Annotated in this window: 21 protein-coding genes; 16 read left to right on the top strand and 5 right to left on the bottom strand. The window is 67.6% G+C overall.

Annotated elements, in window-relative coordinates; genetic code table 11:
• Nucleotides 1–13: 13 nt before the first annotated feature.
• From JWS13_RS37760 to JWS13_RS37745, 4 genes are all read left to right on the top strand, one after another.
• On the top strand, nt 14–1,525 hold the full coding sequence (locus JWS13_RS37760; RefSeq protein ID WP_206010418.1) for an ATP-dependent DNA ligase: 1,512 nt from the start codon (nt 14–16) through the stop codon (nt 1,523–1,525).
• 79 nt (nt 1,526–1,604) lie between these two features.
• Nucleotides 1,605–2,093, top strand: a complete 489-nt coding sequence (locus tag JWS13_RS37755) for a hypothetical protein (protein ID WP_206010417.1) — start codon at nt 1,605–1,607, stop codon at nt 2,091–2,093.
• Between the two features lie 1,427 nt (nt 2,094–3,520).
• Nucleotides 3,521–3,946 carry a hypothetical protein gene (locus JWS13_RS37750; RefSeq protein WP_206010416.1) on the top strand — a complete coding sequence of 142 codons (426 nt, stop codon included), beginning with the start codon at nt 3,521–3,523 and terminating at the stop codon, nt 3,944–3,946.
• Nucleotides 3,947–4,042: 96 nt separating this feature from the next.
• Complete coding sequence (locus JWS13_RS37745; protein WP_241032489.1) at nt 4,043–4,774, top strand: SDR family oxidoreductase; 732 nt, start codon at nt 4,043–4,045, stop codon at nt 4,772–4,774.
• Between the two features lie 3 nt (nt 4,775–4,777).
• Here the strand turns inward: JWS13_RS37745 and mddA are convergent, their stop codons facing one another.
• On the bottom strand, nt 4,778–5,560 hold the full coding sequence (mddA, locus tag JWS13_RS37740; RefSeq protein ID WP_206010414.1) for a methanethiol S-methyltransferase: 783 nt from the start codon (nt 5,558–5,560) through the stop codon (nt 4,778–4,780).
• Nucleotides 5,561–5,723: 163 nt separating this feature from the next.
• Here mddA and JWS13_RS37735 point away from each other — a divergent pair, with 163 nt between their 5' ends.
• The 10 genes from JWS13_RS37735 (at nt 5,724) to JWS13_RS37690 (ending at nt 20,347) form a co-directional block, all read left to right on the top strand.
• A complete protein-coding gene (locus JWS13_RS37735) occupies nt 5,724–8,939 on the top strand; it encodes a DEAD/DEAH box helicase (RefSeq protein ID WP_206010413.1) in 3,216 nt (1,071 codons plus the stop codon).
• 34 nt (nt 8,940–8,973) lie between these two features.
• The gene (locus tag JWS13_RS37730; RefSeq protein WP_206010412.1) at nt 8,974–9,840 is read left to right on the top strand and encodes a hypothetical protein; all 867 of its coding nucleotides are present in this window, start codon (nt 8,974–8,976) and stop codon (nt 9,838–9,840) included.
• Between the two features lie 33 nt (nt 9,841–9,873).
• Complete coding sequence (locus tag JWS13_RS37725; RefSeq protein ID WP_206010411.1) at nt 9,874–11,196, top strand: DUF2786 domain-containing protein; 1,323 nt, start codon at nt 9,874–9,876, stop codon at nt 11,194–11,196.
• Between the two features lie 15 nt (nt 11,197–11,211).
• Nucleotides 11,212–12,708 (top strand): DUF3375 domain-containing protein, encoded by a 1,497-nt coding sequence (locus JWS13_RS37720; RefSeq protein WP_206010410.1) that lies wholly within the window; start codon nt 11,212–11,214, stop codon nt 12,706–12,708.
• Nucleotides 12,705–13,310 carry a DUF4194 domain-containing protein gene (locus tag JWS13_RS37715; protein WP_206010409.1) on the top strand — a complete coding sequence of 202 codons (606 nt, stop codon included), beginning with the start codon at nt 12,705–12,707 and terminating at the stop codon, nt 13,308–13,310. Before JWS13_RS37720 ends, JWS13_RS37715 begins: the two co-directional genes overlap by 4 nt.
• Nucleotides 13,307–16,594, top strand: coding sequence for an ATP-binding protein (locus tag JWS13_RS37710; RefSeq protein ID WP_206010408.1), 3,288 nt, complete (start codon nt 13,307–13,309; stop codon nt 16,592–16,594). Before JWS13_RS37715 ends, JWS13_RS37710 begins: the two co-directional genes overlap by 4 nt.
• Nucleotides 16,591–17,742, top strand: a complete 1,152-nt coding sequence (locus tag JWS13_RS37705) for a DUF3322 domain-containing protein (protein WP_206010407.1) — start codon at nt 16,591–16,593, stop codon at nt 17,740–17,742. The genes JWS13_RS37710 and JWS13_RS37705 overlap by 4 nt, the downstream gene beginning before the upstream one ends.
• A 52-nt stretch (nt 17,743–17,794) precedes the next feature.
• Nucleotides 17,795–18,211 carry an acyl-CoA thioesterase gene (locus JWS13_RS37700; RefSeq protein ID WP_206010406.1) on the top strand — a complete coding sequence of 139 codons (417 nt, stop codon included), beginning with the start codon at nt 17,795–17,797 and terminating at the stop codon, nt 18,209–18,211.
• Nucleotides 18,212–18,254: 43 nt separating this feature from the next.
• Entirely contained in the window at nt 18,255–18,686 is a 432-nt protein-coding gene (locus JWS13_RS37695) for a hypothetical protein (RefSeq protein WP_206010405.1), read from the top strand.
• 164 nt (nt 18,687–18,850) lie between these two features.
• A complete protein-coding gene (locus JWS13_RS37690; protein WP_420855060.1) occupies nt 18,851–20,347 on the top strand; it encodes a stealth family protein in 1,497 nt (498 codons plus the stop codon).
• On the opposite strand, the gene ppk2 is transcribed toward JWS13_RS37690, so the two are convergent.
• Nucleotides 20,348–21,292 carry a polyphosphate kinase 2 gene (gene ppk2, locus JWS13_RS37685; RefSeq protein ID WP_206010404.1) on the bottom strand — a complete coding sequence of 315 codons (945 nt, stop codon included), beginning with the start codon at nt 21,290–21,292 and terminating at the stop codon, nt 20,348–20,350. It abuts the gene before it with no gap.
• A 57-nt stretch (nt 21,293–21,349) separates the two neighbouring features.
• Here ppk2 and JWS13_RS37680 point away from each other — a divergent pair, with 57 nt between their 5' ends.
• Complete coding sequence (locus JWS13_RS37680; RefSeq protein ID WP_206010403.1) at nt 21,350–21,703, top strand: helix-turn-helix domain-containing protein; 354 nt, start codon at nt 21,350–21,352, stop codon at nt 21,701–21,703.
• On the opposite strand, the gene JWS13_RS37675 is transcribed toward JWS13_RS37680, so the two are convergent.
• The 3 genes from JWS13_RS37675 to JWS13_RS37665 form a co-directional block, all read right to left on the bottom strand.
• A complete protein-coding gene (locus JWS13_RS37675; RefSeq protein WP_206010402.1) occupies nt 21,704–22,633 on the bottom strand; it encodes a phosphodiesterase in 930 nt (309 codons plus the stop codon).
• A 134-nt stretch (nt 22,634–22,767) separates the two neighbouring features.
• Complete coding sequence (locus JWS13_RS37670; RefSeq protein WP_206010401.1) at nt 22,768–23,640, bottom strand: slipin family protein; 873 nt, start codon at nt 23,638–23,640, stop codon at nt 22,768–22,770.
• A complete protein-coding gene (locus tag JWS13_RS37665) occupies nt 23,637–24,104 on the bottom strand; it encodes an NfeD family protein (protein WP_206010400.1) in 468 nt (155 codons plus the stop codon). The genes JWS13_RS37670 and JWS13_RS37665 overlap by 4 nt, the downstream gene beginning before the upstream one ends.
• Nucleotides 24,105–24,242: 138 nt before the next feature.
• On the opposite strand from JWS13_RS37665, the gene JWS13_RS37660 reads away from it, so the two are divergent.
• Entirely contained in the window at nt 24,243–25,052 is an 810-nt protein-coding gene (locus JWS13_RS37660; protein WP_206010399.1) for a HugZ family pyridoxamine 5'-phosphate oxidase, read from the top strand.
• Nucleotides 25,053–25,115 lie beyond the last annotated feature (63 nt).

Here is a 25,115-nt window from a genome sequence, read left to right as displayed (position 1 = left end):
CTACCGTCGGGGTGTGCTGTTCTCGCAGATCGTCGCGACGTCCCGGGACGTGGGTGCCACCCGATCGCGGAAGGTGAAGGTCGGGGCGCTCCGCGAGGTCCTCACCCGGCTGGAGCCGCCCGAGGTGGAACCGGTGGTCGCGTGGCTGTCCGGGGAACTGCGGCAGGGCCGGATCGGAATCGGCTGGCGGACAGTCGCGGACATTCCGGCCACACCCGTCGACGCCGGGTCCGTCACGGTCTCCGAGGTCGACGGGACCATCTCCGCCGTCGCCGCGGTCACCGGCTCCGGGTCGGCCGCACGCCGGCGTGAACTGCTCGCGGACCTGTTCTCCCGCACCACCACCGACGAGCGGGACTTCCTGATCCGGCTGGTCACCGGCGACCTCCGCCAGGGCGCACTGGAGGGGGTGATGACGGACGCGATCGCGGCGGCCGCCGATCTGCCCGTCGAACCGGTGCGCCGGGCGTTCATGCTGTCGGGACGGCTGCCCGCGACCGCGGTCGCCGCATTCGACGGCGGGGTCGACGCGCTCACCGCGTTCCGGCTGGAGGTGGGCCGTCCGGTGCGGCCTATGCTGGCCTCCCCCGCCGAATCCCTCGCCGACGCGTGGACCGAACTCGGCGGCGACGTCAGCGTCGAATACAAACTCGACGGCGCGCGGATCCAGGTGCACCGCAACGGCGACGAGGTACGGATCTTCACCCGCACCCTGCGTGAGATCACCGGCAGCGTACCGGAACTCGTCGATCTCGTCGCAGGACTGCCCTGCACGTCGGCGGTGTTCGACGGGGAGACACTGGCGCTCACCGACAGCGGCAGGCCCCGGCCGTTCCAGGAGACGATGAGCCGCTTCGGCGCCGAGTCCTCCCGCGACCTGCTGCTGCACCCGTACTTCTTCGACTGCCTGCATCTCGACGGCGTCGACCTGCTGGACGCACCCCTCGAACAGCGGTTGGACGCGCTGGAACGGGTTGCCCCACAACACCGCATCCCCGGCCTGATCCGCCCCGACAGCGACGGGGCCGCAACCCATTTCGACGACGCACTCGCCGCCGGGCACGAGGGCGTGATGGTCAAATCGCTCACCGCGCCATATGCGGCGGGACGACGCGGCCGCGCCTGGCAGAAGGTGAAACCGGAGCACACCCTCGACCTGGTGGTGCTCGGCGCGGAGTGGGGATACGGGCGGCGCACCGGCTACCTGTCCAACCTGCACCTCGGGGCCCGCGACCCGGACGGCGGCGAACCGATCATGGTGGGCAAGACGTTCAAGGGCCTCACCGACGCGCTGCTGCAGTGGCAGACGGAAGAATTCCCCCGCCACGAACGCCGCCGCGACGACCACACGGTGTACCTGAACCCCGACCTCGTCGTGGAGATCGAACTCGACGGCGTCCAGGTCAGCTCCCGCTACCCCGGCGGGCTCGCCCTGCGGTTCGCCCGCGTCCTGCGGTACCGCCCCGACAAGACGGCCGCCGACGCCGACACCATCGACGCCGTCCGCGCCCTGCTGCCGGGGTGACCGCTCGTCCTGCGTGGCGCGCGCCGGGGCGGTAGCCTCCCCGGCAAAGCAAGTCGCCGTGCCGCGAGGGGGTCGACCAGTGACATTCGTTTCCCGCTTCGTGCCCTCGTGTGTCGCCCCGGTCATCGAGGACGCGTACCGGAGGGCGGCCGAGGCCGCGGAAGGTCCCGTCCGCATCGCCGTGTGCACCGTCACCGTGCCGATCGAGGTGGCGAAGACGTCGTTCCACATCCTCCGGCTCACCGAGGAACTCCTCGAAGAGGTCGTGTTCCTGCTGCGGACGATGCGTCCGGTGGTCGAGGCGGTGAGCACGGGCAGGCAGTCCGAGAATTTCGACACGATGTTCCGGACGCTCGAGCAGATCCAGCAGTCGGCCGACGCCATTGCCCGCACGCCGATCGGGGTGGTCCGGAGCGTCTTCGCGCCGGCCCGCACGGCGCCCGAGCAGGTCGACTATCACCCCACCCTCATCGACGCCGAGCCGCCGCCTGCCCCCGGTCTCGCGGTCCGCATCGCGTCGATCACGGTGACGGCGCCGAGCATCACGTTCGGCAGGCCCACGCGCTGACCGCGGTCATCGGCAGGTAAAGAAGCCTGCGCTCAGCATGTGAAGGCCGGGGCGCTCATCTCCGCCTCGTCGACGTCTTCGATGTGGGCCTGAACCCACACAGGATGCCGAACGGGTCAAGGCACGGGTCACATCATGTTGTGTTGCCACCAGATAATCGCGGGGCCGAAAGTCTGCGCAAACCAGTAGAGTCCATCGTTGATCGCCGGAATCATGAACTCCGGTACGCCCCACAGGCGAAGGTCGTCCTAGTCGACTCCTTCGGTGCGGGAAAATGCTGACACAAAGACGATTACGAAGTGCATATCTGTCTCCTCACATCATGTTCTCGGTCCACCGGAAGAAGATCGGTCAGACCAGGTCGATCGACCACTGCCTGAAAGCCATGTAGCCGGGATACCACGCGTCAGGCAGGCCGTAGAACCGTGGATCGTCCATGTTCATGCTCCTCGAGTTATGGACTGCACCAGGCGATGATCGGCCTGGCAATGGCGGCGAAGGCGTTGTCCACGTCTGCGATGACAAAGGTGCGGAACTAAGGGAAGCCGCAAACGTGACGTTCTCGAACATGCCTTGCCCTTACGTAACGCTGAACCACCAGTAGGCGATCTGCGCCAGCCCGTTGGCGATCGCATAGAAGGCGGGCTGAGCCCACTCGGGTATTCCCCACATGCTCAGCGGTGCCATAGCTTCCTCCGCATGTTGAAGTTGGCCCCGACAACTAGGTATCGCGCACAGTCATGACCTGCGTTACACGCGCTTGTACTCGACGCGGCGAGAGCAACGGCCACGCGTCACTTCTGTGCATCACTGGTGGACTGCAGGGGCAGCATTTCGGCAAAGTTGTTCGCAGTCCATTTCACTCCGCTGATGTCGCTCACCCGAATGACGTTGCCGATCGCTTCACTTCCGCCATAATGACTAACAGGGATCCTCCATCTATTCCGTGTCGGGGTGACATGAGGGGGCAGCCATGGCCCGTTTCCACCGCGTCCAGATTCTCACGAGCAGGAAGCTACGGGCTGCGGCAGTGATCGCAATCGCATCGGGTGTAGCCCTGCTGAGTCCGGTAGCCGTCCAAGCCGCTCCCTCTGATTATCAGTTCCCAAGCCCGGTCTTCGGGAGCAGCGCAGTTCCAGGCATCGGCTGGCGCGGCTTCGGTGGCGGTTGGATCGTCGCGCGAACCGATTCGAGTACACCGGGCGTCACGCGGTTCATCACCGACCCGTCGATTGGATGCATGTGTGCGGTCCATTGGCAGAACCTCAGGACCGGTGCGTCCGGTGTCACGGATGCGGGCGCCGACCAGGACCAACTTCCCGTTCCCAGTTTCGGCTTCGCGAACACGGGGTCAGGAGTTGTCGTCGGCTCGGTGTGGACCATCGGTTATCAGCCGATTACGTTGCTACCTACCGTAGGGGTGTGGAATGTTCCGTAGGATCGCCGCCACGTCCACCGCAGTCGTCGCATCCCTTGGGATTGCGTTGTCCGTGAACCCAACTGCTCACGCTGCACCGATTGACGTGCAGTTCCTTCTTCCAACGTTCGGCGTGACGGCCGCGCCGCCGTACATGCTGTCGTCTGCCGCCGGCGGATGGGTTATCGCGCAGACCGACGCGGAACGGCCGGGAATGACGCGCTTTATTTCCAATGACGCCGGCTATTGCTTCTGCAGTATCCAGTGGCGGAACCTATCGACGGGGGCGACTGGGGTGGCTCAGGTGGGGCTCAGGAGCACGCAGAATCGCGATTATGTACCGACAGGTTCGGGGGTGCTCGTCGCTTCGGTCGGGATTCCCGGCACTCCGAGCTTCACGTTGCTGCCCGGCGCCGGGGTGTGGACAGTTCCCTAGACCTACCGCCCGTGCGCTATGACGCCACCCTCCGCCTCACCCTGGAACCGATCGCTTTCAGCTTTGGTCCTCGTTTGATCGCCCGGATACGCTCGTATGGTGAGCGAACACATCCTCGTCACCGGTGGATCGCGCGGCATCGGCGCCGCCGTCGTGCGTCTGGCCGTCCATCGCGGCTATCAGGTGACGCTCACCTATCAGAACGACGACGAGGCCGCCGACCACCTCATGCACCACTGCGGGATCCGGGCCACCGCCGTGCGTGCCGATGTGCGCGACGCCGCACTGGCCGCGGCAGTGGTGGGCGCGTCCGACGAACGCGGCCAACTGGTCGCGGTGGTCAACAACGCGGGGACCACCGGCCCTCTCGGTCCCTTCCTGTCCACCTCGGATGCGTCGCTGCGGGAGGTGTTCGACGTCAACGTGTTCGGGACCATCAATTACGCCCGCGCGGCGGCCGAGCACTGGGTCCGGGAGGGGCGTCCCGGCGTGATCGTCAACCTCAGTTCGGTCGCGGCGGGAAGCGGGGCACCCGGCGAATACGTCGGGTATGCGGCCTCGAAGGCGGCCGTCGACAGTCTCACGACGGGACTCGGGCGGGAACTGGCGGCCGCGAACATCCGGGTCGTCGGTGTCGCTCCCGGTACCACCGACACCGACATCCACGCGGCCGCGGGAGACCCGGGGCGACCCGAACGGGTCGCCGGGCGGATCCCCCTCGGCCGGGTCGCGACACCCGAGGAGATCGCCGAGGCGGTGCTGTGGGCGCTGTCCCATCAGGCGTCCTACGTCACCGCCACGACCATCGCCGTCGCCGGCGGCCTGTGACGGCTACCCCCGCCGCGCGCCGCACCTCGGGACGAGCATCGGCACCCGCGTGCGGTAGGTGCGGTAGTCGTCGCCGAACGTGTCGATCAGGTCGTGCTCCTCGAACCGCACCGCGACCAGGATGAAGCCGGTGGTGCCCACGGCGAACAGCAGGCGTCCCCACGTCATCGTCGGCGCCACCCAGAACGCGATCACGAAGCCCGCATAGAGCGGATGCCGGACCATCCGGTACAGCATCGGCGTCCGAAAAATGCTGGGCGGAGCCGACTTCCCGCTCTGGTTCCGCAGCACCTGACGCAATCCGAACAGGTCGAAGTGGTCGATGGCGAATGTCGCCGCGAACACGAGCGCCCACCCGCCGAGCGATACGGCGTAGATTACGACGCGGACCCAGTTCGTCTCCACGTCCCAGATCTGCTCGGGTAGCGGACGCCACTGCCACATCAGCAGAGCCAGCGCGGCCGTGGCGAACAGTACGTATGTCGAGCGCTCCATCGGCTGCGGGACGATCCTGGTCCAGCGCTCCTTGAACCAGGGTCTGGCCATCACCGAATGCTGCATCGCGAACACCATCAGCAGCGCTACGTCGACGACCACGGCCACCGCGACGGGGGCAGCGGGACCGTCGTTGATCGTGTAGGGCACGACGAGGCCCTCGACCCATCCGATTGCATACAGGAACACGACCACGAAGGTGGCATAAACGACCAGCCCGTACGCGGTGATCAGTCCTCTGGCGACGCCGCCTGGGCGGTGCGCGTGCCGTGCTTCGACCATCTCGGCCATGATGTTCTCTCCGATCGCTGCGCCTTCCCCCGACGCACCGAAGTCTCCGACCCCACGGCGCGCGCGACCAGTAACCCTGGGGTGACGGTCTGCACACCCCGCGCACCCCGGCCGCCGGCGGGGACGCCGTGATCGTGTCGGATCGGTTGACTACCCTGTCGGCATGCTGCCACCGGAGTTCCGTGACGTCGACGTGGCGTCGATCAGGGCGGTCCTCGGCACCACCACCTTCACCCGCGGCGCGCAGTATGCGCAGACCGGCGCGGTGTCCGTGGTGGCCTGGGATCCGGCGGCCAAGGTGCTGTGGGGCGAGGTGATGGGCACCGCGACGAAACCGTACGCAGCCACCGCGTTCGTCACGTCCACTGCCGGCCGCACCGTGTACCGGTACGGACTCTGTACGTGCCCGGTCGCCATGAACTGCAAGCATGTCGCCGCCGTGCTGATCACAGCGATGAACAAGGCGCGGTCCGAGGCGCCGGATGCGGTCGCACCCACCTGGGACCGATCGCTCAGCTCACTGCTGACCCCCCTCGACGCGTTCGGTGAGTCCGCCCGGCGTACGCCTCTCGCCATCCAATTCCGGGTGTCGGCATCCGCGGTGGAATCGGGACCACAACTGCTGGTGCGGCCCGTCCAGCCCGGGAGCAAGGACTGGATCGTCGGCGGACTGGCGTGGAACAAGCTCGGCAGCTCGTCTCAGCATCCCGCCGAGCACATCCGTGTGCTGCACGAGATCCACCTGCTGGCCGACGGGGGCATGCGCTACCGCCGCGACAACAACGTCGATCTGAACCTCAGCATCTTCCCCAGCCGCCAGCTGTGGTCGCTCCTGGACGAGGCGGCCCGGGTGGGCGTGCAGCTCATCCACACCTCCAAGCGGCTGGGCGCGCTCGCCCCGGTCCGCTCGGCCGAGATCTGCCTCGACGCCACCCACGACGAGGCCGTCGGCGCCCTGGTCGTGCAGCCGGTGGTCCGGGTCGACGGCGAACGGGTCGACGCGACCACCGTCGGCTTCATCGGGCTCCGCGGCCACGGCCTGTTCTACGTCGACGCGGACGAACGCATCCAGCTCGCGCGGCTCGACTCCCCCGTGCACGCCGCCCTGCAGGATCTGGTGCGCCGTCGCACGCGCATCGAGATCCCCGACGACGAACGGTCCCGGTTCCTGACGGACTTCCTGCCGAAGCTGCGCAACCTGGCCACGGTCATCTCCTCGGACGGCTCGTTCGTCCCACCTGCGATCTCCGCACCCACCCTGACGTTGCGGGCCAGGTATCTGCCCGACCACGACGTCACCGTCGACTGGGAATGGTTGTACACCGTCGGGGACGACGAGCACCGTGTGCCGCTCACGGCCCGGACGTCCGGTGACGAGTTCCGGGACGACGCCCGCGAACGTGCCCTGCTCGCCGAACTCGACATCGACTGGAGCCGATACGGATTGGGGACGGAGGGCCCTGAATCGATGCTGCTGTGCGGACTCGACACGATGCGGTTCACCACCGAGGTCCTGCCCCTGCTCGACGGCAACACCGACGTGTCGATCGATGTCTCCGGCGACCGCGCCGACTACCGCGAGGCCGGCGATTCGCTCGCCATCGGGGTGTCCACCGCGGCGTCCAGCGGCAGCACCGACTGGTTCGACCTCGGTGTCACCCTCACCGTCGAGGGCCGGGACGTCCCGTTCGACCAGGTCTTCTCCGCGCTCAGCGCAGGAAAGTCCGAACTGCTGCTGCCTGACGGCGCCTACTTCTCCCTCGACAAACCCGAACTGCACACGCTGCGGAAACTGATCGACGAGGCCCGCGCCCTCCACGACCGCGCCGACGGGTCGCTGCGGATCAGCCGGTTCCAGGCGAGCCTGTGGGAAGAGTTCGCATCCCTCGGCACCGTCGAGCGCCAGGCGAAGGCGTGGCGGCAGCAGGTGGACGGCCTGCTGGCCCCGGGCACCGTCCACGAGGTCGACGTCCCGGGCACGCTCGACGCGCAGTTGCGCCCCTATCAGCTGGAGGGGTTCCGCTGGCTGGCGTTCCTCTGGGAGCACGGGCTCGGCGGCATCCTCGCCGACGACATGGGACTCGGCAAGACCCTGCAGGCGCTGGCGATGATCTGCCATGCGCGGCAGTCGAATCCGGCCGCGCCGCCGTTCCTCATCGTGGCCCCCACCAGCGTGGTGTCGAACTGGGAGTCCGAGTCGGCGCGCTTCGCCCCGGACGCGAATGTTGTCGCGATCGCCGACACCCTGAAACGCCGCAAGGTTCCGATGGACGAACTGGTGCATGGCGCCGACATCGTCGTCACGTCGTACACCCTGTTCCGTTTGGAGTTCGAGGCGTACGCGGGGTGCACGTGGTCGGGGTTGATCCTCGACGAGGCGCAGTTCACCAAGAACCACAAGTCGAAGATCTACCAGTGCGCCCGCCGGCTGGAGGCCCCGTTCAAGCTGGCGATCACCGGCACGCCGATGGAGAACAACCTGATGGAATTGTGGGCGCTGCTCTCCATCACCGCCCCGGGACTGTTCCCGAACCCGGCCCGGTTCACCGACTACTACCGCAAGCCGATCGAGCAGCAGGGCGACGCCGAACTCCTCGCGCAGCTGCGCCGCCGCGTCAAGCCGCTGATGTTGCGCCGCACCAAAAAGCAAGTGGTGAAGGATCTTCCGGCCAAACAGGAGCAGGTGCTCGACGTCGACCTGCACGCGAAGCACCGCAAGATCTACGACACCCACCTGCAGCGTGAGCGGCAGAAGATCCTCGGCCTGCTCGCCGACGTCGACAAGAACCGCTTCACGATCCTGCAGTCGCTGACCCTGCTGCGGCAGCTGAGTCTCGACGCCGGTCTGGTCGACGACGAGTACCGGGACGTGCCGTCCGCCAAGGTGGACGCGCTGCTCGAACAGCTCGCCGACGTCGTCGCCGGCGGCCACCGGGCGCTGGTGTTCAGCCAGTTCACCGGGTTCCTCGGGAAGGTCCGCGACCGTCTCGACGACGCGGGCATCGCGCACGCCTACCTCGACGGCGGCACCCGGCGCCGCGGCGACGTGCTCCGCGATTTCAAAGAGGGCGACGCCCCGGTATTCCTGATCAGCCTCAAGGCCGGCGGCTTCGGGCTGAACCTCACCGAGGCCGACTACTGCTTCATCCTCGACCCGTGGTGGAACCCGGCCACCGAGGCGCAGGCCGTCGACCGGGCGCACCGCATCGGGCAGACCCGCAACGTGATGGTGTACCGGCTGATCGCGAAGGACACCATCGAAGACAAGGTGATGGCGCTGAAGGCGAAGAAGTCGGCGCTGTTCGCGAGCGTCATGGACGCCGACACCCTGCTCAGCTCCACCCTCGACGCCGACGACATCCGCAGCCTGTTCGAGTAGTGCCGGCCATCGAATCATCACCCGAGGAGACCCCGTGAGCGAGTACCAATACTTCGAGTTCCTCGCACTCGACACTCCCCTGAGCAAGCGAATGCAGTCGGAGGTGCGCAAGCTCTCGACCAGGGCCGTCATCACGCCGACCACCTTCACGAACACCTATCACTTCGGCGATTTCCGCGGCGATCCACGCAAAATGGTGCACAAGTGCTATGACCTGCACATCCATGTCACGAGTTGGGGAACCCGCCGCCTGATGGTCAAGGTGCCGGCTCAGTCGTTCTCGGAAGATGCGGCCGACTACACGGTCGAGCCGTACCTCGAGGTCGAGTCGATCGGCAAGCACCTCGTCTTCGACTTCACCCATGAAGACGACTCAGCCGATTTCACGGACGCAGCCGAGGGATGGATGGCGTCCCTCGCCCGGGTCCGCGACGAGATGATGATGGGTGACGTGCGACCGCTGTACCTCGGATGGTTGGCAGCGATCGGGACACGGCAACTCGACGGATACGACGAGTGGGAGCACGAACGCGAACCCTCGGTTCCCGCCGGTCTCGAAGCCCTCACCGCGCCGCAGGAAGCACTCACCGACTACCTTCGGATCGACACCCATCTGCTGGCTGCGGCACGCGAGGCGAGTTCGCCCCTCGCCTCGAAGACCCAGACCACCGCGGGATTGCGGAGACAGATCGCAAAGCTCCCGGAAGCGACGAAGAACAAGATCCTGCTCGCCGTCGCCAAGGGTGAACACGCGGTGGCGAGGACCGAGCTCGCCCGCCTGACCGCCGATGCCGGTCGAAGTATCGACCAGCAGCCCCGTACCGTCGTCGCGCTGCTCGAGCGCGCCGACCAGCTGCGCCAATCAGCCCACCCGAGGCGCAGCCGTCGCGCGACCCGATAACGTCAGAAAATTCACCCGAGTGAGGAATGCGAGTTGAGCCGCAACAGTCAGCAGAATCGCGCCGCACGCAAACGCAAGAAGCAGCACCGTGGCAATGCCCGGGAGCAGCGTGCGCCCCGTCCCGGCATCGAGGGTGCCGAATCCTTGGTGTTCGCCGGAATCGAGTTCGCGTGCGGGCCTGCGGCGAATCCCGAGTCGCTGCGGCGGACGGTCCGTCAGCTGGCCGATCTCGACGGTTCCCGATCTGCGGACACTGTCCTGGACTGGGTCTCCCGGATTCTCGACGGGTCGATGGACCACGTGTTCGGCACGGGGTGGCAGCCGACGGAATTCGTGCACGCGGTGCGCCGGGAATTCGGTGCTCGCACCGCTCGGCTGACGGTCACCGTGATCGGCGCGCACGCGAGCCGCACGTCGGCGCGCAAGGTCGCGCCGGCGCAGTGGCGGGAGCAGCTCGACGAGCTGGGTATCGCACCGGACAGCGCACCCGCCCGTGGCTACCTGTCCGCGTGGTGTGCCTCGGAGAACGCCGACCCCACCGACACGTGGACTGCGATCCTGTCGTTCCTCGGCTACTGCAGCTACCTGATACCCCTGACGCCGCTGCTCGCGGCCCCGGCGAACTGGAGCGAGGGAATGGCCGCCTCGTCATCTGCCTCACGGGGGCCCGAACCCAAGATTCTGGCCCGCATCCGCGGCCTGCTGGCCAAGGCCGAAGCGACTCCCTACCCGGAGGAGGCGGAAACGCTTTCGGCGAAGGCGCAGGATCTGATGACGCGCTATGCCATCGGCAGCGCTGTGATCGACGCCGCCGCGCACACCTCGCTGCGTGATCAGGTCGTCACCCGCCGGCTGCTCGTCGACAACCCGTACCCCGAGGCGAAACTTCAGCTACTGAACTGTGTGGCTGAGACCAACAGCGTCCGCGTCATCTGGCATCAGCGATTCGGCCTCGTCAGCATGGTCGGGATGCCGATCGACCTGGACCTTTGCGAGATGCTGTTCACCTCACTCCTGGTTCAGGCGTCACACGCGCTGAGCGAGGCGGGTGGCGACCGGGTGAAGCGAACCCCCAGTTTCCGTCGGTCGTTCCTGCTCGCCTTCGCCACCCGGGTGGGCGAACGGCTGGCGATCGCCCGGGATCAGGCCGGCCGTGACGCGTCCAGTCAGTACGGCAAGGAACTGGTACCGATCATGGCCGAACGGACCGAGGCGGTCGGATCGGTGTTCGAGAATCAGTTCCCGTCCACCGTCCCAATCGCGCATTCCGTGACCAATGCGCACGGCTGGCAGGCCGGTCGCGTGGCCGCCGAGTTGGCCGATCTGACCGGCGGCCGCGAACGCATCACCGGCTGAAACGAGAGGAGTCCGATGTCCATCACCGCCGACGTCCATCGGCTTCTTCGCCTGCGCCAGGACCACGCCGCGTGGACGTTGCTGCGGGCCGACACGGCGCCGGCGATTCTGGCGCTGCTGGGCCGGCACTTCGATCACGGGACCCGACGGCTCCCGGCTCCGGAACTGTTCGCCCGCTTGGACTCCGACCTTCAGACCATGCGCGACGAAGGCCTCGACTTCCCGCGTACCGGTCAGGCGTATTGCACCGAGTGGGTGCGGTCCGGTTATCTGCTCCGCCGAGCCGCGGTCGGTACCCGTGAGGAGACCCTGGAACCGACCGAGGGCGCGTTCGCCGCGATGGCGTTCGTCGCGAATTTCACCAGTCAGGCGAGTTCGGCCACCGAATCCCGCCTGACCACGCTCTCCACCCAGTTGCAGGCTCTGGCCCGGGATTCCGATCCCCGCACGGAAACTCGCCTCACCGCGCTGCTGACCGAACGGGCGGCGATCGATCGGCAGATCGCGGCGGTGGAGTCGGGGGTCTTCCCGGTCCTCGACGGCGACCGTGCCGTCGAGCGTTCCGCGGAGATTCTCGCGCTGGCCTCGGAGGTCCCCGCGGACTTCGCCCGGGTCCGCGCCGAACTCGAGGACCTCAACCGCGATCTGCGGGCCCGGATCCTCGACGACGACGGTGACCGCGGCGACACCCTGGGAGATGTGTTCCGCGGCGTCGACCTCATCGGCGACTCCGACGCCGGCCGCAGCTTCACCGCGTTCTACGACATGATTCTCGATCCGGCCCGGTCGTCTCAGATCGACGAGTGGATCGACGCGGTGCTGCAGCGGCCGTTCGCCGCCATGCTGACCACCGACCAGAGATTACGGTTCCGGACGCTGCTGACGGAGATGGAAACGGCCGGCTCCGAGGTGCATTCGACGATGACCTCACTGTCCCGGTCGCTGCGGCACTTTGTTCAGTCACGTCACTACGAGGAACACCGCCGGCTGCAGCGGTTGCTGCGCAGCGCGCAGCAGAGCGCCGTCGCCGTGGCCAAACGTCGTCGGCCCTACGACCTGCTCGATCTGGACCTGGTGCGCGTGGGCATGACCCTCGAATCGGTCGCAGCTCTTCGCCTGCACAATCCCGCCGACAACCTCGTCACCGAACCGGTGCTCACCAACGACGCCGGCACCGTCGATCTCGACGAACTTCGAAGGCTCGTCCGAGAATCCGAGATCGATATGGACGAATTGTCCGACAACGTCGCGGCCACGCTGCGGGCGCACGGTCACGCCACGATCGGTGACGTCCTGCGCGACCACCCCGCCACTCAGGGACTCGCGAGCGCGGTGGGATTGATGGTCCTTGCCACGCACCACGGGCACGCGATCGACGGCACCGAGGACATTCAGTGGGTCTCGGGAGCCGGCGTCGCACGTCGGGCGACGATTCGACGTCGCCTGTTCGATCCGGCCGCCGACGAGTTCACCACCCGCAAAGCATTCGCACCCACCGGGAGCTCGACATGACCGACGAGCCGACGACCCACGGCCACTACCCCGGAGACACCGGCGAACTGGACCTGGAGACACGGCGCGCCTTCGTGCAGCTGCTCAAGGGCCCGCTCGTCACCGCTGCCAAGCACCCCGAAGTGTGGCGCGCGGTGATCCGGGACGAGCGGCTCCTCCGGTCCCGGCTCGCCGACGTGTTTCTCGTGCTCGTCATCGACGACGACAACGAGCTGGCGTTCACCCGCCCCGCCGAAACCGGCGACCCCGGTACTCCCACGGTGCTGCGCACCGAGCGTCTGACCTTCATGGACACGGTCATGCTGCTCGCCTTGCGCCAACGTCTGCTGCGCGCGCAACCGGGCGAACGGGTGATCGTCGATCTCGACGAACTGCGCGAACAGCTCGAGATGTATCGCGCGGCGAGCGACACCGATCCCGCCGGCTACGCGAAGCGCATCAACGCGTCGTGGAAGAAACTCGACAAGTATTCGCTGCTCACGAAGACCACGACCGACGATCGGATGGAGGTCTCCCCGGTATTGCGGCAGCTGTTCGACGCCGAACAGGTCGCGCTCGTCGAGGCGGAGTTCCGGCGGATTCTGGAGGAGGACACACCGTGATCCATCCCGGTCAACGCCGTCTCGCGCGCGTGCAGGTCGTCAACTGGGGGACGTTGCACGGCCACCACGACCTCGCGGTGGCCCGCAAGGGTTTCCTGATCACCGGCAATTCCGGCTCCGGCAAGTCCACGCTCATCGATGCCATCTCGGCGGTGCTGGTCCCGGGCAATCAGCTGCGGTTCAACGCGGCAGCGCAGGAGACCACGAACTCGGGACGCAACTTCGTCACATACATCCGGGGTGCGTGGCGGCGGGAGGCCGGCGCGGACACGGAGGGTCTCGTCGCCTCGTACCTGCGCACCGGCGCGACGTGGAGCGGCATCGCCCTCACCTACCGCACGGACACCGACGATCCGCCGATCACCCTCGTCAAGCTCATGCAGCTCGGGCGGGGCCAGAACGCGGCCGGCGACGTCAGCCACCTCCACCTCATTCTCGACCACGAACTCGACCTGACGGATTTCGGCGCGTTCATGGCCCGCGGAATCGACACGCGGGGAATACGCAAACGCTGGCCGGAGGCGGCCGTCAACCCGACGTACGCACCGTTTGCCCGCAGTTTCCGCTCCCGCCTGGGCATCTCGACGGAAGGCGCACAGCGGCTGCTGCACCGCACCCTGTCCGCGAAGAGCCTCGGCAGCCTCGACCAGTTGTTTCGCGACTACATGCTCGACACCCCGAGCACTTTCGCGATGGCCGAGCGCGCGGTCAACCAGTTCCACGATCTGCAGGAGGCGCACCGCGTCGTCGTCGATGCACGGCTTCAGGTCGAGATGCTCACACCGCTCGTCGAGCTTGCCGACACTAGGCGACGCGGCCTGCAGTCCCTGCGTGACACGGAGGAGGAGAACACGCATCTCGGGACGGTTCACGCCGAGATGACGTTGTCGCTGCTGTGCAGTGATCGCACCGAACGCCGCGCCCTGACCCCTCTGCTGGAGTCGGGAGCGACCGAGGCCACGGCAGCGGCCGAACGCGCCCGCCAGGAAACCCTCGATCTGACCGTGAAACTCGAGGGCATCGGGGGCGGCAGGCTCGCCACCCTCCACGCGCAACGCGACGCAGAACTGAAGACGCTGGCACGGGTGCGTGCCAGGCGGGATCAGATCACCGAGGCGGTATCGGCCTGGGAGGGAACCATTCCCGAGACCGCCGAAGAGTTCGCGCGGTTACGTGGGCAACTCGAGGACCAGCTGCGTCAGGCGTCCACCACCCACGAGGAGCGGTTCGGTGACCGCTATCCCCTCGCCGAACAGCGCGGCACCGCACAGAAGGAGCGCGCCGAGCTGATCACCGATCGTGAGATCATCGCCCGCCGACGCTCCAACATCGATCCGAGTCTGCTCCGCGCCCGCGAGTCGATCTGTTCCGCGGCGGGTGTGCCGGACGACGCCGTGCCGTTCGCGGGCGAGCTGATCGCGGTCCGGGACGAGCACGCCGAGTGGACCGGCCCCATCGAACGGGTCCTCGGCGGCCTCGGCCGCACCCTCCTGGTCCCGGAGGAGGTGTATCCGGCGGTCGCGGCGGCCGTGGACGCCACCCATCTCGGCGCGCGACTCGTGTATCGCCGGGTGCGGGTCGGCGCCACACCGTCGGCGGTGCCGAAGACCGGGGCGCTGTCGCTGGTGCGTCGAGTAGAAGTCACCGACGGTCCGCTCGCCCCGTGGATTCACCACCATCTCGCCGACCGCTACGACTACGCGTGCGTCGACACCGCGGCCGGCTTCGCGAATCACGCCCGCGCCGTGACACGCGCCGGGCAGGTCAAGCACTCCGCGGAGCGGCACGAGAAGGATGACCGCAGCCGCATCGACGACCGACGGCGGTGGGTTCTCGGATTCGACAACGAAACCAAACTGGAGGACATTCGCCGTCGAATCGCGGATCTCGACATCACGATCGCGAGCGTCACGAGCCGACTCGACGCGCTGGACCGTGAGGATCAGCGGATCGCCCGGCAGAATCGCGCAGCGCAGACGATCCTCGATGCGCAGTGGACGGACATCGACGTCAGCGCCGCGCAGGCCGCCGTCGACGCGGTGGACGGCCGCCTCGACTCCTGGCAGCAGGACAACCCGGAGCATTCCGCAGTGTCGGCTGCCCTCGAACTCGCGAAGAAGGCGGAGAACGAGGCCGACGCTGCCCGGCGTCAGGCGGACACGGCGTTGACGGTGCACCGGGCGGCGCTCACGGACCTCGAGACCAGGATCGCGCAGGCCGAACTCGACGCGGGCGAGACGGCTCCCGATGCGGTGGCCGCCCGGATCAAGGCGCGGTTTCAGAAGTTCGCGCGCCGTGTCACGTCGGACAATATCGACAGGGCACTGTTCGAGGTCGGCCAGGGCATCGGCAAGGACAGGAGTGAGGCGCAGAGCGCGGTGTCCGCCGCCGGCGCGTCGATCGTCCGGATCCTGTCCCAGTATCTGGCGCGATGGGAGTCCCGCGGCGGTGAGCTGAGGGTCGACGCCGAATACGTCGACGACGCCCTGGCGATTCTCCAACGGCTGCGCTCCGACGGTCTCCCCCGATACGAAGACCGGTTCTTCCAGCTGTTGCACGACCAGTCACACCGCAACATCGGCGAACTCGCTCGCACGATCCGTAAGGCGCCGGCGGAGATCCGTTCCCGGATCGACCCGGTGAACGACTCGCTGCGCCGCTCCGCGTTCGACACCGACCGGTGGTTGCGCATCGACGTCCGCGAACGACGCTCCCCGGCGGCGGCCGACCTGCTGGACGACCTGACCCGGATCACGAGCGGTGGTTGGGACATCGAGCAGCGCCCCGCGGCCGAGGAGCGATTCGAGCGGATGGCGGCGGTGCTGGAGCGGCTGGCCTCGAAGGAACCCGCGGATCAGAGATGGCAGCGGCAGGTCCTGGACACTCGCCTGCACGTGGGATTCATCGGCGTCGAGATCGACGGCGCCGGAGAGGCTCGCAACTACCACGATTCGAGCTCCGGACTGTCCGGCGGACAGGCACAGAAACTCGTGTTCTTCTGTCTGGCAGCGGCATTGCGGTATCAGCTCGCACCCGACGGCGCCGACCTTCCCCGTTACGGCACGGTCATCCTGGACGAGGCGTTCGACCGCGCCGACTCCGCGTACACGCGCCGGGCGTTGGACGTGTTCGCGCAGTTCGGTTTCCACATGGTGCTGGCGACGCCGCTGAAGTTGCTCGGCACACTCGAGGAGTACATCGGCGGAGCGGTGACCGTGAGTATCCGCGACCGGATGCACACCGAACTCAGTCTCATCGAATTCGACGACGTGAGTGACACATGAGTGCACGGTGTGTTCTGCCGCCCGCTGCCGCGGCGAAGGCGCAGACCACCTACTCGAGTCGCCGACGACGCTGGCTGGCCGACTCCGCACTCGCCGATCAGGATTCGCTGACGGTGGCGCTGCATCCGCCGTCCGAGCAGCAGATTGCCGAGGATCCCGACACGGTTGTCGCGTGGGTACGCGCCTGGCGCGGCTACACCGGCGACGGCCGGGTGGAGTGGGCGACGCGGCGGTGGCCGAGCTTCGGCACCCAGGAGGTGCCGGTGCGGCTGACGCTGGCCGGGGCCGGTCAGATCGCGTCCGCGGGTGGCCGCGGATCCGAATGGCGCGCCCTGGTGATACGCCGTGACGCACTCGTCGACCGACTCGGCCCCGGCACTCCGGCATTGCTGGCCGCGGTTGCCGCGACCGCGGCCAAATGGCTCGAGCTGGACGACGACGACTTCGGCAGGCTCACAACCATCGCGCGGTGGTTGAGCGACCACCCGAACTCCGGGTATTTCATCCGTCAGCTACCGGTTCCGGGGGTCGACACGAAATGGCTCGCGCGTCACCGCGGCGTGGTGGAGACGTTGCTCGAAGGTGTTCGTGGCAGCCGGGACCTCGGCATCCGAAGCCTTCCCCACCTGCGCGACGTCGCATTGTGCGATCCCGAACTGCTGGTCGGCAGTCCTCGGCGCTTCGCCACCTCGCTGGACGAACTCACCACGTTGCCGCTGAACCCGGCGCGCGTCCTGATTCTCGAGAACAAGGAGGGCCTGTACGCGCTACCTCCGCTGGCGGACACCGTGGCCGTGCACGGTGGCGGCTACACGGTGCACGAACTGGCCGCGATCCCGTGGGTGGCCCACTCGGAAGTCTGGTATTGGGGCGACCTCGACAGTCACGGGTTCGCCATCCTCGACCGTCTGCGCCGGCATCTTCCGCACGTGCGGAGCCTGTTGATGGATGAGGCCACCCTGGATCGGTGGCGGGACCTCGCGGTCCGGGAACAGTCGCCGACGTTCAACGAAACGTCCCACCTGACCGCGTCCGAAGGCGCCGCCCTGGAGTGCTTGCGCGAAGGTGATCTCCGACTGGAGCAGGAACGCATCCCCTGGCCGTACGTGCTCGAGCACCTGTTCGCCGCCTTCGACCCTGGCCCGTAATCGGCGTCCTCCGGCTGCGACGCCTGTGCGGGGAGCAAGTAATGTCCGATCCATGCCTCGTTACACGATCCCCCTGCGGAACAACCCGCGCCCGGACGCCCCGGAGTCCGTGAGCCGCCACGTGCCGTTCTACTGCGCGCACGAGGCGGCGGCCGCCGCGTGGACGCGGGCGATCGGCGAGGCGTGCGGCGACCTGCTCGACCCGGTCACCCAGACCGCCGTCGTCAACGTCGTCAGCAACTTCGGGCGCGAACTCTTCACCGGCGACGCGGACGTCGTCGTCACGCTGGAGCGGATCGGCACCACGTCGCTGACCCTCCTGATCACCATCGAGCAGGACGGCGTGCAGGCCGCCGAGGTGACCGCGACACTCGTCCAACTCGATTCGAGCCGCGTGAACTCGGCGCCGTGGTCGCCGGCGCAGATCGCCGCGTTCGAGACGTTGCGGGATGCACAGGCCGTCGCCTGACCTGGGCCATCGAAGTTTCAACCACGCCTGATCTGGGCAATTGATGGTTATGAGTACCGAAGACGGGCCCGGTGACACGCTGAGCCCGAGCGAGAGCCTGGACTCCGACGACGTGCGCAACAACGACGGCGACGATGTCGTCGATCCGCCCGACGGCTGGAGTGAGGCCGACCGGTTCGGTACCACCTTGAACGAGGAGCGCGAGGGTGAGTCGCTCGACGAGAAGTTGTCCGAGGAGGAGCCCGATACCCCGCTGGAGGAGCAGCAGGAGGTGTCGTTGCGGGATCTGCCCGACGACGAGCTGACGGAGGACGTCGACCGGGTCATCGACGACGAGGAGATCGACATTCCGGTGTTCGGAACCAAGCACGCCTCCGTCGTCGAGGGTGTGATCGTGGAGGACTCGCGCACCGACCGCGGTCAGATCGACGGGTCGGCGGAGGACGGCGACTCGTTCTTCACGGTCCTCGACTGACCGTCCCTCAACCTGGGCTTACACTGGCACTGTTCGCACTCGCGACCGTCACCGGAAGGCCCGACATTACTCATTCTTCTGCTCCGCACGACGTGTACCTGGTTCCTCCGGAGCAGGAGACCGCCGACGCTGTCGCGCATGCCTCCGCCGCCGCATCGTCGCGGTTGCGGGACCGCCCCGACGTGGTGCGGTTCAAGGGCCGGTTCGCGCTGGCGATCACGCATACGACGCCGCACGAGGCGATGGTCGAGGACCTGTTGTTCGTCCGCGACGTCCTCGACGCGGCCGGCATCGAGTACCTGCTGGTGCGGGGCAACGACGAACGTCCGGTGATCGCGATCAACTGGGCGCAGCGCAAGGCGTTGCGCGCCGCTCTCGTCGCCGCGTGTGAGGACCGCCCGTTCTACTCGAAGACCGTCGACTCGAAGGGTCCGGCGTTGCTCGTCTCGGACGGCCGGCTGTCCGCGACGTCGAAGGCCCGCATCTTCCGGTTGTTCCGGCCGCGGGTGCACCTGACGAGCGGTCTGGCGTACGGGGCGTCGACGGGCGTGCAGATCGAACTGTGGTCGATCAGCGACGACGAGATCGTGCTGCCGATGGAGAATTCGCTGACCCGCCGTGTGGTGCGGTCGGAGGAGGCGGTCCGCGGCACCGTGGAGCGATTCGGCCGGGTGTGGCCGACCATCGAGAACATGTTCGCCGACCACGCGTCGGACATCAATTTCGACGTCGACCTGGTGTTCTCCTGGGTGGACGGCTCGTCGGCGGAGTTCCAGGCGCAGCGCGCGAAGCGGATGCAGAACTACGTGGTCGGTGAGGGTGACGATTCCGCCGCCCGGTTCCGGCAGATCGACGAATTGAAGTACGCGCTGCGCTCGGTGCACATGTATGCGCCGTGGATTCGCCGCATCTTCGTGGCCACCGACTCCGACCGTCCGGCGTGGCTCGCCGACGACCCGCGGGTGACGTTCGTGCCCAGCGAGGAGTTCTTCGCCGACCCGTCGGTGCTGCCCACCCACAACTCGCAGGCCGTGGAATGCCAGCTGCACCACATCCCTGGTCTCGCCGAGCATTTCCTGTATTCGAACGACGACATGTTCTTCGGTCGCGCGGTGGGCCCGCAGATGTTCTTCTCCCCCGGCGGCATCACCATGTTCATCGAGGCGACCACGCGAATCGGGCTGGGCCACAACGACGACGAGCGCAGCGGCTTCGAGAACGCGGCCCGCGTCAACCGCCGGCTGCTTCAGGACCGGTTCGGGCTGATGACCACCCGGCACCTCGAGCACGCCGCCACCCCTCTCCGCAAATCCGTGATGGAGGAGATGGAGAAGGAGTTCCCCGACGAGTTCGCCGCCACGGCCGCAAGCACTTTCCGGGCCAGCTCCAACATTTCGGTGACTAACTCGCTGTATCACTACTACGCGCTGATGAGCGGCCGCGCGGTGGTGCAGACGGCGGCGCGGGTGAAGTACGTCGACACCACCATGAAGTCGGGACTGCGCGACATGGATTCGCTGCTCGCGAAACGGTCGATGGACTTCTTCTGCCTCAACGACGGCAGCGCACCCGAGATCGACCTGGAGTTGCGGACCCGGAAGGTGACGCAGTTCCTGGAGAACTACTTCCCGATCCCGGCGCCGTGGGAGACCGGGGCCTGATCAGACGCTGGGGAACGCGTCGGCCGGGCGCTCGCCCTCGTCGTAGACCGTTGCGGGAGAACCGATAAGCAGCGAGTCGGGTTTGCCGACGAGGCGTGCGTCCTTGCCGGTGTAGTCGAACCGCGCGAGGATCCAGCGGATCGCCTCGAGCCGGGCCCGTTTCTTGTCGTTCGATTTCACGACGGTCCACGGCGCGTGCGGGGTGTCGGTGTAGAACAGCATGGCCTCTTTGGCCTCGGTGTAGGCGTCCCACTTGTCGAGGCTCGCGAGGTCGGTGGGTGAGAGTTTCCACTGCTTGACGGGGTCGGTGCTGCGGGAGACGAACCGGGCGTGCTGCTCCTCCCTGCCCACCGAGAACCAGAACTTCACGATGTGGATGCCCGACTGCACCAGCATCCGCTCGAACTCCGGGGCGGACCGGGTGAACTCGAGGTACTCGTTGGGAGTGCAGTAGCCCATGACGCGTTCGACGCCGGCCCGGTTGTACCAGGAGCGGTCCATCATCACGATCTCCCCGCCCGCGGGCAGGTGCTGCACGTACCGCTGGAAGTACCACTGGGTGCGTTCGCGTTCGGTGGGCTTCTCCAGCGCCACCACCCGCGCACCACGAGGGTTGAGGTGTTCGGTGAACCGTTTGATCGCGCCACCCTTGCCCGCCGCGTCGCGGCCTTCGAAGACGATGACGACCTTCTCGCCGTTCTCCTTCACCCAGGCCTGGAACTTGAGCAGTTCGATCTGCAGTTTCCGCTTGCGGTTCTCGTACTGCCGCCGCGTCATCTTCTTGTCGTACGGGTAGCCGTGCCGCCAGGGCTCGTCCTCGTCGTCGACCGCGTGTTTCCGGCCGGATTTGCGCAGCAATTCACCGATCTCGTCGATCTCCGGTGTCACGTCGATCTGGTCGGCGCGCGCGAGTTCGAAGGCAGTGGGATGGTGCAACTCGTCCATTCCCAAAGGCTACCGCCGTGGGGGCTCGCCTGTGGGACTCATGAGATCGTGGACCACATGAGCATCGACCACATCGTTTCCGCGCTCGGCTCGAAGGCCGCGGCCGAGCTTCGGACCGCCCTCGACGGGTCGCCGGTCGTCACCCTCGACGGAATGGTGCTGCCCGACTCCGCGCGCGACGCCGTCCTCGAGCTGCTCACCCTTCTCGCCGACGGTCAAAGTGTGGCGCTCGGCGCGGTGGCCGAACTGCTCACCACGTCGCAGGCCGCGGAGATCCTCGGCGTCTCCGACACCTATGTCCGCCGGCTCGCCGACTCCGGCGCGCTGCCCATCGAGATGCGGGGCACCCATCGCCGGTTCCGGCTCTCCGACGTGATGGCCTACCGGGAGCAGTTCCCGCGCAGCAGCTGATCAGACCCGGACGGGCTTGACGGCCTGCTCGCCGGCGTCGGGGATCCGCACACCCTCGGCCGCGAGCCGCTGCTCGGTTTCCTCGGCGGTGACATATTCGCCGACGGTGTCGTAGCTGCCCATCGGGACCACCGAGTGCACGACCGTCTCCGGGTACACGTGCACGAGGTTGTATCCCTGGGCGCCGTCGCGTCCGCGCAGCGCCCCGGCCGGGACGTTGAGGTCCTGGGTGTAGCAGGTGGCCGACGCGACGGAGACGGGGATGCCCGCGAACGTCGCCGTCGTCGAATAGTGCAGGTGTCCCGCGAGGATCGACCGGACGTCGCTGCCGCGGAGCACGTCGGCGAGTCGCGGCTGGTCGCGCAGTTCCACCAGCACGGCCAGGTCGAGGACGCACGGCACCGGCGGGTGATGCAGCGCCAGGATGGTTCCGTGCGGGGCCGGGACCGCGAGCTGCTGTGCCAGCCAGATCAATTGACTCTCGGAGATCTCGCCGTGGTGGCGCCCGGGGACGGTCGTGTCGAGGGTGATGATGCGCAGCCCGTCGACGTCGTGGACGAGGTCGATCGGCTCGTACGACGGTTCCTGCCCGAGCAGTTCGGTCCGGAAGTGGCCGCGGTCGTCGTGGTTGCCCATCGCCCAGATCACCTGCGCACCGAGCGACGCGGCCACCGGTTCGACGATCCCCCGCAGCTTCTCGTAGGCGCCGGGCTGTCCGCGGTCGGTGAGGTCGCCGGTGAACACCAGAGCGTCCGGGCGGGCGTGCGACGCCTCGATCTCGGTGAAGATCTGCCGCAGCGTGGCCTCGCTGTCGACGGCCCCGTACAGCAGGTCGTCGTCGACGAGATGGGTGTCGCTGAGGTGCAGCACGAAGTGCGACGGTCGCGGATACTCGGCCGTCCGTATGTCGGCTGCCTCGGTGCCGCTCATCGGTCTCTCGCTTCCGCTCGCCCCGACGGGCAGGTGCCCGGGTGGACTCCTGCTGGTTGTCCAACCCTAGCCAAGCGCACTGCAGCCACCGCCCGGGGTACGCGCGGTGGCCGGACGGTGAACGGTGGGGCACGTCAGTTTCGTGCGTGGTGCGGGGTGCGCGTCTCCGGGCCGGCGGGCGGAATCATCGCGGCGAGGTTGGCCTGCGCCTCGAACCGGGCGCGCTCGTCGCCGTCGTCCGTCGGTACCACATCCTTGGCCGCGGCGAGGAACGGGCGGACCAGGTCGAGAGGCATCGGGAAGACGACGGTCGAGTTGTTCTCGCCGCCCATCGCGCTCAGGGTCTGCAGGTAGCGCAGCTGCAGGGTGGTGGGGTTGCGGCTGATGACGTCGGCGGCCTCGACCAGTTTCGCGGACGCCTGGAATTCGGCTTCGGCGTTGATGATCTTGGCGCGGCGCTCGCGTTCCGCCTCGGCCTGCCGGGCGATGGCCCGCTGCATGTTGGCGGGGATCTCGACGTCCTTGATCTCTACGGTGGTGACCTTCACGCCCCACGGTTCGGTCTGCTGATCGATCACCTTCTGCAGGTCTTCGTTGAGGCGTTCCCGCTCGCCGAGGAGGGAGTCGAGGTCGGCTTTGCCGAGGATCGAGCGCAGCGTCGTCTGGGCGATCTGCAGGGTGGCGGCGAGGAAGTCCTCGACCTCGACGATCGCCCGGTCGGCGTCGACCACCCGGAAGTAGGCGACGGCGGTGACCTTGGCCGGCACGTTGTCGTGGGTGATCACTTCCTGGACGGGGATCTTCAGGGTCACGGTCCGCAGGCTGACCCGTTCCATCCGGTCGATCGCCGGGATCAGCAACACGAGACCCGGACCCTTCAGGTCGACCAGCCGGCCGAGCCGGAACACGACGGCCCGCTCGTATTCGCGGAGCACCCGGATCGAGCTGCTCGCGACGACGGCGAGGAGGGTGATGACGACACACAGGATGATGATGATGGTGGTCATAACGGAATCTCCCACGGCTCTCGGCGGCGCACGGTGAGGGTGAGACCGCGGATCTGCTCGACGACGACGGAATCGCCCGCGGTCGGGGTCTCGTCGTCCCCGAACAGGGTTTGCGCCCGCCACAGGCTTCCCGCGGCCTCGACCTGACCCTGCCGGCCTTTCCAGTTGCGGACGGTGGCGTCGGATCCGATGAGGGATTGCATTCCGGTGCGCACGGGCGCGTGCCCGGCGGCCAGCGCCTTCCGGCCGCCCACCACTGCGAGACCCACACCGACCACCGCCACTCCCGCGGCGGCCGGGATGGCGATCATCTGCGCGGTGTCACTGGACGTGAACAGCAGCCACACCCCGGCGCCGACGAACAGGGCCCCGATCCCGCCGAGCACACCCGCAGTCGGTGCGTGTGCCTCGACGACGATCAACAGCACACCCAGCACCAGCGCCAGTACGCCCAACGCGGTCATTTCGCATCACCCACGATCACGCTTCGCGAGGACCCGGTCGCGCTCGCATAGCCACTCGGCGATCGAGCCCTCAGTTCAACGGTAAGCGCAGGTGGGCGGCAATGCCACCGGCAATTCGCGGCGGGTACCGTTCAGCGAATGACGAACTTAGATCACGGAGATCCCGGCGACGCCCCGACTGTGCCGCCGCCGCTGTCGGAGGTCGACAACCCCGCCCGCCCGTCGGCTGCGGAGGAGGCCCGGACGGTCGCGGCCACCACCAATGTGGGCACCCTCGCGAGCCTGACCAGGGACGGCGAGCCGTGGGCGTCGTTCGTCACCTACGGCCTCCTCGACGGCTCCCCCGTGTTGTGTGTGTCGCAGATGGCCGAGCACGGCCGCAACCTCGCGCACGACCCACGCGCCAGCATCGCGATCGTCGCACCGAACCCACCCTCCGATCCGCTGGCCAGCACCCGCATCACCCTCGCCGGATACGTCTATCGCCCGGAAGGCGACGAACTCGCCGCCGCCCGCGAGGCACACCTCGCAGCCATCCCGGCGGCGAATGTCTACATCGACTTCAGCGATTTCTCGCTGTGGGTGCTGCGAGTGCAGCGTGTCCGGTGGGTCGGCGGCTACGGGCGGATGGACTCCGCGACCGAAGAGTCTTACGCCGCCGCGACGGCCGACCCCATCACCCCGCATGCCGGGCGGGCGATCGAGCACCTCAACGCCGACCACGCCGACGCCCTGCGCGCGATGGCCCAGGCGCTCGGTGGCTTCCCCGACGCGAAGTCGGCCACCTGCGAGGGCGCCGACCGCTACGGGTTGGACCTGCGCGTCACCACACCCCGCGGCGAGGCCGTCACCCGCGTCGGGTACGCGGAGCCACTCCAATCGGCCGACCAGTTGCGCGCGGCGACAGTCGCTTTGACGCAGAAGGCCCAGGCTCTGACCGGTCGGTGACCGCGTGAACGCTGGGGCGACTCCCTGGCCCACCGACCGGCCTGCGTGAGAGCGGCGAGCTTC

Origin of the sequence: Rhodococcus pseudokoreensis (assembly GCF_017068395.1) — a bacterium.
GTDB classification, from domain to species: domain Bacteria; phylum Actinomycetota; class Actinomycetes; order Mycobacteriales; family Mycobacteriaceae; genus Rhodococcus_F; species Rhodococcus_F pseudokoreensis.
The sequence above is the reverse complement of the archived record's forward strand: the minus strand, read 5'-3'. Positions and strand labels throughout refer to the sequence as shown.

What these genes read in the sequence shown, in the direction of transcription:
- JWS13_RS37750 (WP_206010416.1), top strand. Translation starts at nt 3,521, where the DNA reads ATGTTCCGTAGGATCGCCGCCACGTCCACCGCAGTCGTCGCATCCCTT.
- JWS13_RS37745 (WP_241032489.1), top strand. Translation starts at nt 4,043, where the DNA reads ATGGTGAGCGAACACATCCTCGTCACCGGTGGATCGCGCGGCATCGGC.
- mddA (WP_206010414.1), bottom strand. Translation starts at nt 5,560, where the DNA reads ATGGCCGAGATGGTCGAAGCACGGCACGCGCACCGCCCAGGCGGCGTC.
- JWS13_RS37735 (WP_206010413.1), top strand. Translation starts at nt 5,724, where the DNA reads ATGCTGCCACCGGAGTTCCGTGACGTCGACGTGGCGTCGATCAGGGCG.
- JWS13_RS37720 (WP_206010410.1), top strand. Translation starts at nt 11,212, where the DNA reads ATGTCCATCACCGCCGACGTCCATCGGCTTCTTCGCCTGCGCCAGGAC.
- JWS13_RS37715 (WP_206010409.1), top strand. Translation starts at nt 12,705, where the DNA reads ATGACCGACGAGCCGACGACCCACGGCCACTACCCCGGAGACACCGGC.
- JWS13_RS37705 (WP_206010407.1), top strand. Translation starts at nt 16,591, where the DNA reads ATGAGTGCACGGTGTGTTCTGCCGCCCGCTGCCGCGGCGAAGGCGCAG.
- JWS13_RS37700 (WP_206010406.1), top strand. Translation starts at nt 17,795, where the DNA reads ATGCCTCGTTACACGATCCCCCTGCGGAACAACCCGCGCCCGGACGCC.
- JWS13_RS37695 (WP_206010405.1), top strand. Translation starts at nt 18,255, where the DNA reads ATGGTTATGAGTACCGAAGACGGGCCCGGTGACACGCTGAGCCCGAGC.
- ppk2 (WP_206010404.1), bottom strand. Translation starts at nt 21,292, where the DNA reads ATGGACGAGTTGCACCATCCCACTGCCTTCGAACTCGCGCGCGCCGAC.
- JWS13_RS37680 (WP_206010403.1), top strand. Translation starts at nt 21,350, where the DNA reads ATGAGCATCGACCACATCGTTTCCGCGCTCGGCTCGAAGGCCGCGGCC.
- JWS13_RS37675 (WP_206010402.1), bottom strand. Translation starts at nt 22,633, where the DNA reads ATGAGCGGCACCGAGGCAGCCGACATACGGACGGCCGAGTATCCGCGA.
- JWS13_RS37670 (WP_206010401.1), bottom strand. Translation starts at nt 23,640, where the DNA reads ATGACCACCATCATCATCATCCTGTGTGTCGTCATCACCCTCCTCGCC.
- JWS13_RS37665 (WP_206010400.1), bottom strand. Translation starts at nt 24,104, where the DNA reads ATGACCGCGTTGGGCGTACTGGCGCTGGTGCTGGGTGTGCTGTTGATC.
- JWS13_RS37660 (WP_206010399.1), top strand. Translation starts at nt 24,243, where the DNA reads ATGACGAACTTAGATCACGGAGATCCCGGCGACGCCCCGACTGTGCCG.